Source organism: Actinacidiphila sp. bgisy160, from assembly GCF_965342435.1.
GTDB lineage: Bacteria > Actinomycetota > Actinomycetes > Streptomycetales > Streptomycetaceae > Actinacidiphila.
Window position 1 is genome coordinate 18,070 of the sequence record NZ_CBDRCM010000045.1, and the last position, 14,919, is coordinate 32,988.

12 protein-coding genes are annotated in these 14,919 nt (G+C 73.4%); 5 read left to right on the forward strand and 7 right to left on the reverse strand.

The window, feature by feature from the left end; genetic code table 11:
• The first annotated feature begins 131 nt into the window (after positions 1-131).
• The 4 genes from ACRWNP_RS27965 to ACRWNP_RS27980 all read left to right on the forward strand — a co-directional run bounded on the left by ACRWNP_RS27965 (position 132) and on the right by ACRWNP_RS27980 (position 5,737).
• Positions 132-431 (forward strand): YtxH domain-containing protein, encoded by a 300-nt coding sequence (locus ACRWNP_RS27965; protein ID WP_431966092.1) that lies wholly within the window; start codon positions 132-134, stop codon positions 429-431.
• Positions 432-512: 81 nt separating this feature from the next.
• Complete coding sequence (locus ACRWNP_RS27970; RefSeq protein WP_431966094.1) at positions 513-1,967, forward strand: FGGY family carbohydrate kinase; 1,455 nt, start codon at positions 513-515, stop codon at positions 1,965-1,967.
• A gap of 69 nt (positions 1,968-2,036) precedes the next feature.
• A complete protein-coding gene (locus ACRWNP_RS27975; protein WP_431966096.1) occupies positions 2,037-3,785 on the forward strand; it encodes an ABC transporter ATP-binding protein in 1,749 nt (582 codons plus the stop codon).
• Positions 3,782-5,737 (forward strand): ABC transporter ATP-binding protein, encoded by a 1,956-nt coding sequence (locus tag ACRWNP_RS27980; protein WP_431966098.1) that lies wholly within the window; start codon positions 3,782-3,784, stop codon positions 5,735-5,737. Before ACRWNP_RS27975 ends, ACRWNP_RS27980 begins: the two co-directional genes overlap by 4 nt.
• A 60-nt stretch (positions 5,738-5,797) precedes the next feature.
• Here the strand turns inward: ACRWNP_RS27980 and ACRWNP_RS27985 are convergent, their stop codons facing one another.
• The 7 genes from ACRWNP_RS27985 to ACRWNP_RS28015 form a co-directional block, all read right to left on the reverse strand.
• On the reverse strand, positions 5,798-7,150 hold the full coding sequence (locus tag ACRWNP_RS27985) for an RNA polymerase sigma factor (protein WP_431966100.1): 1,353 nt from the start codon (positions 7,148-7,150) through the stop codon (positions 5,798-5,800).
• Between the two features lie 108 nt (positions 7,151-7,258).
• On the reverse strand, positions 7,259-9,181 hold the full coding sequence (dnaG, locus tag ACRWNP_RS27990; protein ID WP_431966102.1) for a DNA primase: 1,923 nt from the start codon (positions 9,179-9,181) through the stop codon (positions 7,259-7,261).
• Between the two features lie 31 nt (positions 9,182-9,212).
• Positions 9,213-9,659, reverse strand: coding sequence for a GNAT family N-acetyltransferase (locus ACRWNP_RS27995; protein ID WP_431966104.1), 447 nt, complete (start codon positions 9,657-9,659; stop codon positions 9,213-9,215).
• Positions 9,660-9,689: 30 nt separating this feature from the next.
• On the reverse strand, positions 9,690-10,952 hold the full coding sequence (locus ACRWNP_RS28000; RefSeq protein WP_431966106.1) for an NAD(P)/FAD-dependent oxidoreductase: 1,263 nt from the start codon (positions 10,950-10,952) through the stop codon (positions 9,690-9,692).
• Between the two features lie 160 nt (positions 10,953-11,112).
• Positions 11,113-12,420 (reverse strand): deoxyguanosinetriphosphate triphosphohydrolase, encoded by a 1,308-nt coding sequence (locus ACRWNP_RS28005; protein WP_431966108.1) that lies wholly within the window; start codon positions 12,418-12,420, stop codon positions 11,113-11,115.
• Positions 12,421-12,456: 36 nt separating this feature from the next.
• Positions 12,457-13,335: a sirohydrochlorin chelatase gene (locus ACRWNP_RS28010; RefSeq protein ID WP_431966110.1), complete on the reverse strand. Its 879-nt coding sequence runs from the start codon at positions 13,333-13,335 to the stop codon at positions 12,457-12,459.
• Positions 13,336-13,449: 114 nt separating this feature from the next.
• Positions 13,450-13,872, reverse strand: coding sequence for a gamma-glutamylcyclotransferase family protein (locus tag ACRWNP_RS28015; RefSeq protein ID WP_431966112.1), 423 nt, complete (start codon positions 13,870-13,872; stop codon positions 13,450-13,452).
• Between the two features lie 122 nt (positions 13,873-13,994).
• On the opposite strand from ACRWNP_RS28015, the gene ACRWNP_RS28020 reads away from it, so the two are divergent.
• Positions 13,995-14,687, forward strand: coding sequence for a SanA/YdcF family protein (locus ACRWNP_RS28020; RefSeq protein ID WP_431966160.1), 693 nt, complete (start codon positions 13,995-13,997; stop codon positions 14,685-14,687).
• Positions 14,688-14,919: the final 232 nt, after the last annotated feature.

Sequence of the window (14,919 nt, forward strand, 5' to 3'; positions counted from 1 at the left end):
CGTGCGCTCGCTGCGACACATACATTAGCGCAAGGTGGGGGGTGCTCCGCCAACCGGTATCTCCGTGGTTGTCCGCAGGCCACGACGGGTAGGCGCGAAGCACAGCCCCGAGACGAGGAGAGGGTGGAGCCATGCGCTACCGGCTGACGTTCATCAGCGGGGTCGCCGTCGGATACGTGCTCGGGGCGCGGGCCGGCCGCGACCGGTACGAGCAGCTGCGCAAGAGCGCCCAGCGCATCGCGCAGAACCCCGCGGTCAGGAACACGGTGGAGTCCGCCGGGCAGGCGGGGCGCGGGGCGGCCGTCAAGGCCGTGGACGCGGTGACCGCCAAGGTCGGGGACCGGCTGCCGCCGGCGGTCGCGGAGCGGCTGCGCCGGATGCGCGGCAACGGGTCGGCGGTCGAGGACGACTGGGGCACCAGCAACACCTGACGGCGCCGGTCCGGCGCGTGCGGATGCGGGCGGCGGTGACCGGTTTTCCGCCGTACGCGCCGGGTGCGGCATGATGCCCGCATGGGGATTGTGGCGGGGATCGACAGCTCGGGCACCGGCACGACGGTGGTCGTGTGCGACACCGGCAGCGGAGCCGTGCTCCGGCAGACCCACGCCCCGCACCCCCTGCCGGGCGGTGAGGGCGCCGGGACACCGACCGAGGTCGACCCCGAGGCGTGGCTGCTGTCGCTGGGCGAGGCGGCCAGGAGCGGGATGCTCGAAGGCGTGGAGGCCATCGGGGTCTCCGGGCAGCAGCACGGGATGCTGGCGCTGGACGCCGGCGGGGCGCTGGTGCGGCCCGCACTGCTCTGGAACGACAAGCGGGCGCAGATCCAGGCCGCCGACCTGACCGAGGAACTCGGCGGTCCGGGTGCCTGGGCCGAGGCGGTCGGGGCGGTGCCGCAGGCCGCGTACCCGGTGGCGAAGCTGCGCTGGCTGGCCCGGCACGAACCCGCCTCGGCGCAGCGCACCGCCCAGGTGCTGCTGCCGCACGACTGGCTGGTGTGGCAGCTGATGGGCCGCCCCCAGCGGCGTACGACGGACCGGGGCGACGCCTCGGGCACGGGCTACTGGTCGGCGGCGACCGGCCGGTGGCGAACGGACCTCGTGGAGCTGGCGCTCGGCCACCCGGTGCAGCTGCCCGAGGTGCTCGCGCCCGCCGAGCCGGCCGGCCGGACCCCGGAGGGACTGCTGATCTCGGCCGGCACCGGGGACAACATGGCGGCCGCGCTCGGTCTTGGCGTCGGCCCCGGGGACGCGGTGGTGTCGCTGGGCGCGGCCGGGACGGTCTTCGCGGTGCACGACCGCGCCCTGAGCGACCCGACCGGCACGATCACCTCCTTCGCCGACGCGACCGGCCGCCACCTGCCGGTGGTGCACACCCGCAACGCGGTGCGGGTGCTGCGCGGCACCGCCGAGCTGCTCGGCACCGACCTGGCCGGTCTGTCGGAGCTGGCGCTGCGCTCCACGCCGGGTTCGTACGGCCTGGTGCTGCTGCCGTACCTGGAGGGCGAGCGCACGCCGGACCTGCCGCACACCGCGGGGACGCTGCACGGGCTGCGGCGCGAGAGCATGAAGCCGGAGCACCTGGCGCGGGCGGCCTTCGAGGGGATGCTGTGCGGGCTGGCGGACGCGCTGGACGTGCTGCGCGGGCGCGGGGTGGAAGTGCGCCGGATCTTCCTGCTGGGCCCCGCGGGTGACCTGCCCGCCGTACGGTCGATGGCCCCGGCGCTGCTGGGCGCGCAGATCGTGGTCCCGCCGCCGGGCGAGTACGCGGCGCTGGGCGCGGCCCGGCAGGCGGCGTGGTCGCTGGGGGTGGTGAACGGCACAGCCGCGCCGGATCAGCCCCCGTACTGGCACCCCGCGGACTACGCCGTCGCCGAACCGGGCCCGGACGACGGGCCGATCGGGCACTCGGTGCGGCAGCAGTACATCGCGGTGCGTGAGCAGACGCATCCGGGGGCGTTCCCGGGTTGATCCCGGTGCCGGCCATGAGCCGGTAAACCCTGTGCCTGCGGCAACCATCGGACTATAAGCTCGCCCGTTGTGCTGATCCGTCTGCTCCGGCCCCATCTGCTGCCCTACCGGCGCGCCGTGTACGCGCTCGTCGTGCTACAGCTCGTGGCGACCCTCGCCATGCTCTACCTGCCCACCCTGAACGCCGACATCATCGACGAAGGCGTCGTGAAGGGGGACACGGGCTACATCCTCCGGACCGGCGGCGTCATGCTCGCCGTGACCCTGGCCCAGCTCGCCTGCTCGGTGGGCGCCGTCTACCACGGGGCCCGCACCTCGATGGCGGTCGGCCGGGACATCCGCGCCTCCGTCTTCGACCGGGTGCAGCGCTTCTCCTCGCGCGAGGTCGGGCAGTTCGGCGCTCCCTCACTGATCACCCGTACGACCAACGACGTCCAGCAGGTGCAGATGCTGGTGCTGATGACCTTCACGCTGATGGTCTCGGCACCCATCATGTGCTTCGGCGGCATCATCATGGCGCTCGGCCAGGACGTGCCGCTGTCCTCGCTGCTGCTGGCGGTGGTGCCGGTGCTGGGCGTGCTGGTACTGCTGCTGGTCCGCAAACTGCGCCCGCTGTTCCGCTCCATGCAGGTCCGGCTGGACACGGTGAACCGGGTGCTGCGCGAGCAGATCACCGGCATCCGGGTCATCCGCGCCTTCGTCAAGGACGACTTCGAGCAGGACCGGTTCCGCAGGGCCAACGACGACCTGACGGACGTCGCGCTGCGTGCCGGGCGGACGATGACGCTGATGTTCCCGGTCGCGATGGCCGTCGTGAACGTCACGAGCGTGGCCGTGCTGTGGTTCGGCGCCCACCGGATCGACAGCGGCGGCATGCAGATCGGCGCGCTGACCGCGTTCATCAGCTACCTGATGCAGATCCTGATGTCGATCATGATGGCCACCTTCATGGTGATGATGGTGCCGCGCGCCGAGGTGTGCGCCGAGCGCATCGAGGAGGTGCTGGGCACCGACCCCAGCGTCATCCCGCCCGCCGAGCCGGTGCGGCTCCCGGTCCGGCGCGGTGAGCTGGAACTGCGCGCCGCGGACTTCGCGTACCCGGGCGCCGAGGCCGAGGTGCTGCGCGGCGTCGGCCTGATCGCCCGGCCCGGGGAGACCACGGCGGTGATCGGCTCCACCGGCAGCGGCAAGACGACCCTGCTCGGCCTGGTGCCGCGGCTGTTCGACGCCACCGGCGGCCAGGTGCTGATCGACGGCGTCGACGTCCGCGAACTGGACGCGGCGCACCTGGCCGAGACGGTCGCCCTGGTCCCGCAGAAGCCGTACCTGTTCTCCGGGACGGTCGCCTCCAACCTGCGCTACGGCAACCCCGAGGCCACCGACGAGGACCTCTGGCACGCCCTGGAGATCGCGCAGGCCCGGGACTTCGTGGAACGCCTCGCGGAGGAGGGCGGCGGCTCCGGACTCGACGCCCCGATCGCGCAGGGCGGCACCAACGTCTCCGGCGGCCAGCGCCAGCGCCTCGCCATCGCGCGGGCCCTGGTGCGCAAGCCGGCCATCTACCTCTTCGACGACTCCTTCTCGGCGCTGGACTACGCCACCGACGCCGCGCTGCGCCGGGCGCTGGCCCGGGAGACGGCGGACGCGACGGTCGTGATCGTCGCTCAGCGGGTCAGCACCATCCGCGACGCCGACCGGATCGTGGTCCTCGACGAGGGCCGTGTGGTGGGCACCGGCACCCACCGCGAGCTGATGGACGGCAATCCCACGTACCGGGAGATCGTGCTCTCCCAGCTCACCGAGCAGGAGGCGGCATGAGCGTCCCCGCGCCCCGGAGGGGGCCTGGACCCGCGGCGGGTCCGATGCGGTTCATGGGCGGCCAGCCCACCGAGCGGTCCCTGGACTTCAAGGGCTCCGGCAAGCGGCTGCTGGGGCTGATGCGTCCCGAACGCGCCCTGGTCATCGCCATGCTGGCCTGCACGACGCTGGGCGTCACCCTCAACGTCATCGGCCCGAGGATCCTGGGCAGGGCCACCGACCTGATCTTCGCCGGGGTGCTCGGCCGTTCGCTGCCGGCCGGCACCGACAAGGCCGGGGCGATCGAGCACCTGCGGCAGCAGGGCAGCGACGCCCTCGCCGACCTGCTGCAGTCCACCGACTTCACCCCGGGCGCCGGGATCGACTTCGACGCCGTGGGCCACGTCCTGCTGACCGCCCTCGCGGTCTACGCGGCCGCCGCGGTCTTCGCGATCGTCCAGGGCCGGCTCGCCACCACCGTCATCCAGCGCACCGTGTTCCGGCTGCGCCAGGACGTCGAGGCGAAGCTGTCCCGGCTGCCGCTGTCGTACTTCGACCGGCAGCCGCGCGGCGAGGTGCTGAGCCGGGCCACCAACGACATCGACAACATCGGCCAGACGCTCCAGCAGACGATGGGGCAGATCATCTTCGCGCTGCTGTCCATCGTGGGCGTGCTGGTGATGATGTTCTCGATCTCCTGGCTGCTGGCGCTGGTGGCACTGGTGACCGTGCCGCTGTCGGTGTTCGTCGCCACTGCGGTCGGCAAGCGGGCCCAGCCGCAGTTCGTGCGGCAGTGGGCGACCACCGGCAAGCTCAACGCCCACATCGAGGAGATGTACACCGGGCACACCCTGGTGAAGGTCTTCGGCCGCCAGGAGGAGTCGGCGGAGGCCTTCCGCGAGCAGAACGAGGCGCTCTACCAGTCGGGCTTCCGCGCACAGTTCATCTCGGGCGTCATCCAGCCCGCGATGATGTTCATCGGGAACGTCAACTACATCCTGGTCGCCGTCGTGGGCGGCCTGCGGGTGGCGAGCGGCGCGCTGTCCATCGGCGACGTTCAGGCCTTCATCCAGTACAGCCGCCAGTTCAGCCAGCCGCTGACGCAGGTGGCGAGCATGTCCAACCTGGTGCAGTCCGGGGTCGCCTCCGCCGAGCGGGTCTTCGAGCTGCTGGACGCGCAGGAGCAGAGCCCGGAGCCGAAGACGCTCTCGCTGCGCAAGGAGCAGCGCGGTGAGGTCCGGTTCGAGGACGTGGCGTTCCGCTACGAGCCGGAGAAGCCGCTCATCGAGGACCTGTCGCTGACCGTCGAGCCGGGCCACACGGTGGCCATCGTCGGCCCGACCGGCGCGGGCAAGACCACCCTGGTCAACCTGCTCATGCGCTTCTACGAGGTCACCGGCGGGCGGATCACCCTCGACGGCACCGACATCGCGTCCATGCCGCGGGAGGAACTGCGCTCCGGCATCGGCATGGTGCTGCAGGACACCTGGCTGTTCGGCGGCACGATCGCGGAGAACATCGCGTACGGAACCGAGGGAGCCACCCGCGAGCAGATCGAGGAGGCCGCGCGCGCCGCGCACGCGGACCGCTTCATCCGCACCCTCCCGGACGGCTACGACACCGTCATCGACGACGACGGCACGGGCGTCAGCGCCGGCGAGAAGCAGCTGATCACCATCGCGCGGGCGTTCCTGTCCGACCCGGTGATCCTCGTCCTCGACGAGGCCACCAGCTCGGTCGACACGCGCACCGAGGTGCTGATCCAGCGGGCCATGGCGCAGCTCAGCCACGGCCGCACCAGCTTCGTCATCGCGCACCGGCTGTCCACGATCCGCGACGCGGACGTCATCTTGGTGATGGAGAGCGGCGACATCGTCGAACAGGGCACCCACCAGGAGCTGCTGGCCAAGGACGGCGCCTACGCCCGGCTGTACGCGGCGCAGTTCGCGCAGGCGGTGGCGGAGGTCGACTGACCGCCCGCGCCGCCGCGACACGAGCCCCCGCCGGCCCGGCCGGCGGGGGCTCACGCGTCCTCAGTCCAGGTAGCCGCGCAACTGGTCGGCGAAGGCGTGGTCGCGCAGCTTGCCCAGGGTCTTGGACTCGATCTGCCGGATGCGCTCACGGGTCACGCCGAAGATCCGGCCGATCTCCTCCAGGGTGCGCGGGCGTCCGTCGGCCAGGCCGTACCGCAGCTGGACGACCTTGCGCTCGCGCTCGCCGAGGGTGGACAGCACCGCCTCCAGGTGCTCGCGCAGCAGCAGGAAGGCGGCGGACTCCACGGGCGAGGCGGCGTCGCCGTCCTCGATGAGGTCGCCGAGGGCGACGTCCTCCTCCTCGCCCACCGGGGCGTGCAGGCTCACCGGTTCCTGCGCCAGCCGCAGCACCTCGGTGACCCGCTCCGGGGGGATCTCCAGGTGGGCGCCGACCTCCTCGGTGGTGGGCTCGTAGCCGCGTTCCTGCAGCAGGCGGCGCTGGACGCGGACGACGCGGTTGATCAGCTCCACGACGTGGACCGGGACCCGGATGGTGCGGGCCTGGTCGGCCAGCGCGCGGCTCATGGCCTGGCGGATCCACCAGGTCGCGTAGGTGGAGAACTTGTAGCCGCGGGCGTAGTCGAACTTCTCCACGGCGCGGATCAACCCGAGGTTGCCCTCCTGGACCAGGTCGAGCATGGTCAGGCCGCGGCCGACGTAACGCTTGGCGACCGAGACGACCAGGCGCAGATTGGCCTCGATCAGGCGGCGTTTGGCCATCCGGCCGAGCACCACCAGCCGGTCGAGGTCGACGGCGAGCCGGGAGTCGGGGTCCGGGGTGCTGCCCAGCTTCTCCTCCGCGAAGAGGCCGGCCTCGACCCGGCGGGCGAGCTCGACCTCCTCCTCTGCGGTGAGCAGGGGTATCCGGCCGATCTCCCGCAGGTACTGGCGGAAGAGGTCGGCGGACGGGCCGGAGACCTCGTCGCCCGACCGCCGTCGTACGGGGCCCGGGTCGGGATCGGACTCGGGGCCGGGCTGGAGGTCGGACTGGAGGTCAGGGTCGGGCCCGGCCTCGGCCGCGGCCTGCGCACGCGCATGCGCTTGTCTCTCGCCGGGTTCGCCGGCCGGCTCCTCGGGGTGCACGGCCGCGTGGTTCTGCTCCGGCACGCACTCCAGCAGGTCGTCGGCCGGGAGCGCCGGGGGCGTCAGGGTCCGGATGTGCACGGGAGCGACCTCCACGGTGAGCGCAGCCACGGACTCGGAGACACGCACCGGCGGAACGGTCGCGGCGCCCTCGCCGCGGCTCGTCCGGGAGTTCGCCGTCAGCGGTACTCCGGTGGCGTCACCGTCGACACCGCTCGGTAGTCCGCGCTCCGAGGACTCTTGCACCACCCCCAGTGTGGCGTACGGCACACCGTGCCCACGAGGGTCGTGCGCCGCTTTTTTGTGACGGAGGGCAACCCCCTCGTCACGCCCGCGTCCCCGTCCGTTCCGGGGCCGGACGGCCCGGCGCGGCCCGGCTCACAGGGCTGCGGCGCCCTGCTCGCGCAGCCGCTGGCCGTACTGCTGGAGGGCCCACAGCTCGCCCTGGACGGCCGCGAGCCGAGCCTCGTCGGCACGGGGACCGAGCCGGGTGAGGGAGGCGCGGACCTCGGCGACACGACGCTCGACCGCGAGCAGGCGGACCCGGACGAGGACCTCGCCCGCGTAGATGTCGGGGGCCTTGTGCATCACGGCCTCGACGGCGAGTTCCGTCACCATGCCGCGGACCGTGTCGTCCGGCGCGACGTCCCGCACGCGGGCCAGGTAGTCGGCGTCCGCGGACTCCGCGCCGCCCGCCTCGGCGATGGCGCGGCGCACGGCGGTGTACGGCGGGGCGGTGAACTCGTCCTCCCCGTAGGCGTCGAAGGCCGGGGAGACCAGCTGCGGGTGCTGCAGGGCCAGCTTGAGCAGCTCACGCTCGACGCGGTGCGCCGGGCTGCGCAGGTCCAGCCGGGGACCGCGCGGCGCCGCCGGCCCGGCGGGGGCCGCCTGCTGCGCCGGCGGCGGGCCGCCACGGGTGCCGTGGCCGGGGCCGCCCGGGCCCGACGGGCCTTGGGACTGGCGGCGTTCGCGCTGCCAGCGGGCGAGCTGTGCGACGCGGCGCACCACGAACTGCGAGTCGAGGATGCCGAGCATGCCGGCGAGCTGCACCGCGTACTCGTGCTGGATGGCGGCGTTCTTGATGCCCGCGACGATGGGCGCGCCCGCCTCCAGTGCGGAGGCCCGGCCCTCGGCGGTGTCGAGGTTGTAGCGGGCGACGGCCGACCGCAGAGCGAAGGCGAACAGCGGCGTGCGGGTGTCCATCAGCCGCTGCACGGCCGCGTCCCCCTCGGCCAGGCGCAGTTCGCACGGGTCCATGCCGCCGGGGGTGATGGCGATGGAGGTCTCGGCGGCGAACTTCTGGTCGTCCTCGAAGGCACGCAGGGCGGCCTTCTGGCCGGCCTCGTCGCCGTCGAAGGTGAAGACCACCTCGGCGTTGGCGTTGTCCATCAGCATCCGGCGGAGGATCTTGATGTGATCGCCGCCGAAGGCGGTGCCGCAGGTCGCGATGGCGGTGGTGACGCCCGCGAGGTGGCAGGCCATGACGTCGGTGTAGCCCTCGACCACGACGGCCCGGCTGGTGCGGCCGATCTCCTTCTTGGCCAGATCGATGCCGTACAGGACCTGGGACTTCTTGTAGATCGGCGTCTCGGGGGTGTTGAGGTACTTCGGGCCCTGGTCGTCCTCGCGCAGCTTGCGCGCGCCGAAGCCGATCACCTCGCCGGTGATGTCGCGGATCGGCCAGATCAGCCGGCCGCGGAAGCGGTCGATGGCGCCGCCGCGGCGGCTCTCGCTGGCCAGCCCGGAGACGATCAGCTCGCGGTCGGTGAAGCCCCTGCCGCGCAGGAAGCGGACGAGGTGGTCCCACCCGGCCGGGGCGTAACCGACGCCGAAGTGTTCTGCGGCGGCCTGGTCGAAGCCGCGCTCGGCGAGGAACTTCCGGCCGATCTCCGCCTCGGCGCCGCCGAGCTGCTCGACGTAGAACTGCGCGGCGGCCTTGTGCGCCTCGATCAGCCGGATCCGCTCGCCCTGCTGGCGGCCCGGGGTGTAGCCGCCCTCCTCGTACCGCAGCGTGATGCCCGCCACGGCGGCGAGCCGCTCGACCGCCTCGGAGAAGGACAGGTGGTCGACCTTCATCACGAAGTCGAGGGTGTCGCCGCCCTCCTGGCAGCCGAAGCAGTGGTAGAGCCCCTTGCTGGGGCTCACGTGGAAGGACGGGGACTTCTCGTCGTGGAAGGGGCACAGGCCCTTCAGATTGCCGCCGCCCGCGTTCCTGAGCTGCAGGTACTCGGACACGACGGCGTCGATCGGGACCGCGTCCCGCACCGCCTTGACGTCCTCGTCCCTGATCCGCCCAGCCACGGAAGGATTCTACGGCGCTGCCCGCGGAAGGTCAGACCAGCTTGGCGACGAAGAGGAAGTGCGGACCGGCCGGCTCCAGCACGAACTCCTCCCCCACCGCCGTGAAGCCCTGGCCCTCCCAGAAGCCGCGCGCCGAGGTGCGGCCGTTGCACCACACCAGCTCGGCCCCGCGCTGCCGGGCCTGCTCCAGCGCGGCGCGCAGCAGCGCCGACCCGTAGCCGCGGCCGCGGACCTCGGGCGCGCTGGCCATGCCGCGGATCCGGTACTCGACCGCGGTGTCGCCGGGCAGCCGCTCCGGGAAGAGCGTGACGCACGCCACGACCTCGTCGCCGCCGTCGCCGTAGGCCGCCATGTGGAAGGCGAGCGGGTGGCCGTCCTCCAGGAAGATCGCCGAAACGCGGGGGAGCCCGGGCCGCAGCACCCTCCAGCGCAGATCGAAGATCTCCTCAACGGGTACGACGGCGGTTCTGGGCTCCATGACAGCCATGCTAGGTGACCGCTCCCGGGGTCACTCCAGGAGGGAGGCCAGCGGCACCTTGGGGTCGGCCAGCGCGTCGGGGTCGACCTGGCGGCCGCAGCGGATGAGCTTCTGGACGGTGTCGGTCACGTCCCACACATTGACGTTCATCCCGGCCAGCACCCGGCCCTCGCGCAGCCAGAAGGCGATGAACTGCCGCTTGCCCATGTCGCCCCGGGCCAGCACCTGGTCGTAGGTGCCGGGGGCGGCGTGCCCGGAGAACTCCATGCCCAGGTCGTACTGGTCGGTGAAGAAGTACGGGACCCGGTCGTACACGACGTCCCTGCCGAGCATGGCACGCGCCGCCACGGGCCCGCTGTTGAGCGCGTTCGCCCAGTGCTCGACCCGCAACCGGCCGCCCAGCAGGGGGTGTTCGGCGTTGGCGACGTCACCGGCGGCGAAGACGTCGGGGTCGGAGGTGCGCAGGGAGGCGTCCACGGCGATCCCGCCGCCGGCGGCACGGTCGGCCAGCGCGAGCCCGGAGGCCTCGGCGAGCGCGGTGCGCGGCGCGGCGCCGATCGCGGCGAGCACGTGGTGGGCGGGGTGCTCCTCGCCGTCGTCGGTGAGCACCGACATCACCATGCCGTCCTGGCCGGTGATCTCGGTGAGCCGCGCGCCGAAGTGGAAGCGCACCCCGTGCTCGCGGTGCAGGTCGGCGAAGACCTCGCCGAGCTCCGGGCCGAGGACGGAGTGCAGCGGGCACGGCTGCGGCTCGACGACCGTGACCTCGACGCCGTAGCCGCGGGCGGCGGCCGCCACCTCCAGGCCGATCCAGCCCGCCCCGGCGATGACCAGATGGCCGTTCTCGCGGCCGAGCGCGGTCAGCACGTTCTTCAGCCGCTCGGCGTGCGCGAGGCGGCGCAGGTGGTGCACCCCGGCCAGGTCGGTGCCGGGGATGTCCAGCCGGCGCGGCTCGGCGCCGGTGGTCAGCAGCAGCCGGTCGTACGGGATGGCGGTGCCGTCGCCCAGGGTGATGCGCCGGCCGGCCCGGTCCAGGCCGGTGACCGGCTGGCCGAGGTGGAGTTCGACGTCGTGCTCGGCGTACCAGGCGGCGGGATGGACGAAGACCGAGTCGCGCTCCTCGTTGCCGAGCAGGAAGCCCTTGGAGAGCGGCGGTCGCTCGTAGGGGTGGTCGCGTTCGTCCCCGATCAGTATCACGCGGCCGGTGAAGCCCTCGGAGCGCAGCGTCTCCGCCGCTTTCGCCCCGGCGAGCCCCGCCCCGACGATGACGAATGTGTGGTCTGCGTCCACCACTGTGCGCCTCCCTGGTGTCCTCGGGTGCCCGGCGGCCCTCCCTCTGGCAATTGCCAGTGATGTGAGCGTCCCGCACGGCAGGGCCGACGTGAAGAGTGCCGCGCCGACCGGGAACGGGGGCGGCACGGCGCGCGGGGGCGGACGGGGGCCCGCCGGGAGCTCACCGGGAGGCGGTGAGCCGGGCGTGCAGAGCGGTCGCGGCGGCGTCCGTGAGCGAGGCGATCTGGTCGACGACGGCCCGCTGCCGGGCCCGGTCGTCCTTGGCCGCGTCGAAGATGCCGCGGAACTGCGGGTCCAGCCCCTCCGGCGCCCTGGCCAGCAGGGCCTCGGCGAGTTCCCCGATGACCACGCGCTGCTGGGCGCGCCGCCGCTCCTGCGCCTCGCGCTGCATGACGTAACGGTCGGCGACCGCCTTCAGTACGGCGCACTCCAGCCGCTGGTCGCGCGGTACGACCAGCTGGGCGCGGTGGCGGGTGAGCCGGCCGGTGCCGTAGGCGTCGCGGGTGGCGCGCTCGGCGGCCAGGCAGAAACGGCCGATCAGCTGCGAGCTGGCGTCCTTCAGCCGGGCCTGGGCGATGGCGGAGCCGTCGTAGCCGTGCGGCCACCACTCCATGTCCAGCAGCCGGTCCAGGGCCTCGGCGAGCTCGTCCCCGGCCGCCCCGGGGGCGTAGCGGGCGGCTGCCACGGCGAAGATCTCCCGGCGCTCGGGGTCGGCGAGCAGCACCGCCGGGTCCAGGTGGCCGGCGTGCAGACCGTCCTCGACGTCGTGGACGGAGTACGCCACGTCGTCGGCCCAGTCCATGACCTGTGCCTCGAAGCACTGCACGTACGGGCGGTCGGCGGGGGCGGTGCGGCGCAGCCACTCGAAGACCGGCAGGTCGTCCTCGTACACGCCGAACTTGGGGCTGGTGGGGTCGGTGGGGTGTCCGCCGCGCGTCCACGGGTACTTCGTCGCCGCGTCCAGCGCCGCCCGGGTCAGGTTGAGGCCCACGCTGATCAGGGTGCCGTCGTCGGCGTGGGCGAAACGCTTCGGCTCCAGCCGGGTCAGGATGCGCAGGCTCTGGGCGTTGCCCTCGAAGCCGCCGCAGCCGGCCGCGACCTCGGCGAGCACCATCTCGCCGTTGTGGCCGAACGGCGGATGGCCGATGTCGTGGGCCAGGCAGGCGGTCTCCACCAGGTCCGGGTCGCAGCCGAGGGCCGCCCCGAGTTCCCGGCCGACCTGGGCGCACTCCAGGCTGTGCGTCAGCCGCGTCCGCGGGCTGCTGTTGATCGCCCGGGCGTCGTCGACCGGGTCCACCACCTGCGTCTTCCCGGCCAGCCTGCGCAGTGCCGCGGAGTGCAGCATGCGGGCCCGGTCCCGCTGGAACGAGGTGCGACCGGCCCGCTTGTCGGGCTCGGGCACGTAGCGTTCGGTGTCGGCTTCGCTGTAGGGGGCGTAGTCGGCCGCCGCGGGGTGGTTCGCGTCCATACCGCGACGGTAGCGGGCGCGACCGGATACCGGCGGCTACGCCGTGGCCGGCTGCGCCGCGGCGGCGGAACCCGCCGTGCCGGCCAGCGCCCGGTCGTAGCGGTGCAGCACCAGCGCGGCCATCGCCGGATGCGCGCCGAGCGGGGCCGCGGCGATCCACGGCGCCGCGGCGGCCGTCGCCGTCGCGAAGCGGCCCGGCGCAGCGAAGCAGGACGCCACCGCGACCCGGTCCCGGCCGCCGGCCGCCAGCCGCCGCACCGCGCCCGCGACGTCCGGCCCCGCCGACGCGTACGCGGGCACCACCGGGACGTTCCCGCCCAGCCGGGCCCGCAGCAGCGCCGCCGTCGCCTCGGTGTCCCGGGCCGACCGCGGGTCCCGGGACCCGGCGGCGGCCAGCACGATCCCGGCGCGCCGGGCGGCCCGCGGGGAGCCGGTGCGCCAGCCGGCCTCGGCCAGCCGGTCGTGCAGCGCCTCGGCCAGCAGCGGGTGCGGGCCGAGCGGCGCCGCGACCCGTCCGCGCAGGTGCGGGGCACGGGCCAGCGCCCCGGGGATGTCCCGCTTGACGTGGTGGCCGCGGGTCAGCATCAGCGGTACCAGGACGGCCTCCCCGTCCAGGGCGGCCAGGGTGTCGTCCAGCGGCGGCTCGTCGATCTCGATGTGGCCGAGCCGCACGGACAGCCCCGGGCGCAGGTCCCTGATCCGGTCCACGAGGGCGAGCGCGGTGCGCAGCGCCGCCGGGTCGCGGCTGCCGTGCGCGACGGCGACCAGGACCGGGGGGCGCGGGGCCGCGGAGCGCAGTGTCACCCGGGCGAGCCGGCTGCTGAGCTGCGTGGTGATCCGGGACATGAGCTGTGCCGTGCTGTCGAAGTGCTCCGGTCCTGGCACGCCGTGCGGTGCGGGTTCCTTGGCCGTCATGCACTGAGTGTGGCGAGCGGGGATTGCCGGGCCGTTGCACCGGCATGACGACTGGTTTCCGCCGCATCACACGTCGCACGGGCCGGTGTGAGGGCCCCGCGCACACGGGCCGCGTCAGCGGCGCTTCCAGTCGCCGCCGGCGATGGGGCGTCCCTTCTCCCGCAGGTCGCGCTCGTGGTCGGCGGCCGCCAGGTAGACCCAGGCCGGCAGCGTCCGCCCGGCGTAGGTGCGCACGTCGCGGACGACGCGTTCGTACAGGTTACCGGGCTCATCGGGGCTGTACTCCTCCAGACGGTCGAGGTCCGCGAGCACCTCCTGGTACAGGTCATCGACCGGGTGGATCACATCGCCGTGGACGCGGCCGTGGTCGTCGGCGACGGCGTACGGGTAGCCCGGGCCCTCGAAGAGCAGCGCGCCGTGCAGCACGGCGGGCGTCTCGGACGTCGTCCGGCCGCGCAGCAGCCAGGAATGGTTGATCTCGCCCGGCCGCAGGGTCCCGTACACGAAGAACGGGAGTCGGGAATGGTCGTCACGCATCATCATCATGGAACCGCAAGGACGTGCGGGACGTCGACTCGGACGTGGAACGAAGCGTGAACCGGAAGGCGCCGGAGGCGGGCGGAGGAGCCGTCCTGCCACGGCTGCGGCGGCTCGCGCGGCTGCGGCGGCTCACGGGAGTGCGACGGCTCACGCGACTCACACGGCTGCCGCGGTCCAGGCGGGGACGGCGGCGCCTGCTGTGGGGGGCCGTGGCGCTGGGCGTGCTGGCGCTGCTCCCCTCGACGTGGCTCCAGGTCACGACCGACGACCGGGTCCGCACGGTGGCGACCGCCCCCGCGGAGCCCGTCGCCGTCGTCTTCGGCGCGGGCCTGTGGAACGGTGAGCCCTCCCCCTACCTGGCCCACCGCCTCGACGCGGCCGCCGAGCTGTGGGCGGCGGGCAAGGTGCGGGCGGTCCTCGTCACCGGCGACAACAGCCGCACCGACTACGACGAGCCGAGCGCGATGCGGGACTACCTGGCGGCGCACGGCGTGCCCTCGGAAAAGGTCGTCCTCGACTACGCCGGCTTCGACACGTGGGACTCCTGCACCCGGGCCCGGCGGGTCTTCGGCGTCGACCGGGCGCTCCTGGTCAGCCAGGGCTTCCACATACGTCGGGCGCTGGCGCTGTGCGGGGCGGCCGGGATCGAGGCGTACGGGATCGGGGTCGACGAGCGGCACGACGCCACCTGGTACTACGGGGGGACCCGCGAGGTCGCGGGAGCCGTGAAGGCCGCCTTCGACGCGGCGTTCACCCCGGATCCCCGTTTCCTCGGCCCTCGTGAGCGGGGCGTCCAGCGCACCCTGGGTTGACATCCTCGCCGCCCCGAACCGGCCGCTCTGACCCGGGCTGAGGCGAACAGCGCGGATCCGTGCACACAACTGAGGTCACAGCGGGCCAAAGATTCGCTTCACCACCGGGCTGAGCCCGGTGGTGAAGCGAATAGACCCGGTAGCCCCGGACCGGGGTGCCCCTTGCGGCCGGTTGCCGTGTGCGGGTCGTCTGCGCCTGCGGCGGGCGGTGCCTCGTGGGCGGACGTCGCGC

What these genes read in the sequence shown, in the direction of transcription:
- ACRWNP_RS27965 (WP_431966092.1), top strand. Translation starts at nt 132, where the DNA reads ATGCGCTACCGGCTGACGTTCATCAGCGGGGTCGCCGTCGGATACGTG.
- ACRWNP_RS27970 (WP_431966094.1), top strand. Translation starts at nt 513, where the DNA reads ATGGGGATTGTGGCGGGGATCGACAGCTCGGGCACCGGCACGACGGTG.
- ACRWNP_RS27980 (WP_431966098.1), top strand. Translation starts at nt 3,782, where the DNA reads ATGAGCGTCCCCGCGCCCCGGAGGGGGCCTGGACCCGCGGCGGGTCCG.
- ACRWNP_RS27995 (WP_431966104.1), bottom strand. Translation starts at nt 9,659, where the DNA reads ATGGAGCCCAGAACCGCCGTCGTACCCGTTGAGGAGATCTTCGATCTG.
- ACRWNP_RS28005 (WP_431966108.1), bottom strand. Translation starts at nt 12,420, where the DNA reads ATGGACGCGAACCACCCCGCGGCGGCCGACTACGCCCCCTACAGCGAA.
- ACRWNP_RS28010 (WP_431966110.1), bottom strand. Translation starts at nt 13,335, where the DNA reads ATGACGGCCAAGGAACCCGCACCGCACGGCGTGCCAGGACCGGAGCAC.
- ACRWNP_RS28015 (WP_431966112.1), bottom strand. Translation starts at nt 13,872, where the DNA reads ATGCGTGACGACCATTCCCGACTCCCGTTCTTCGTGTACGGGACCCTG.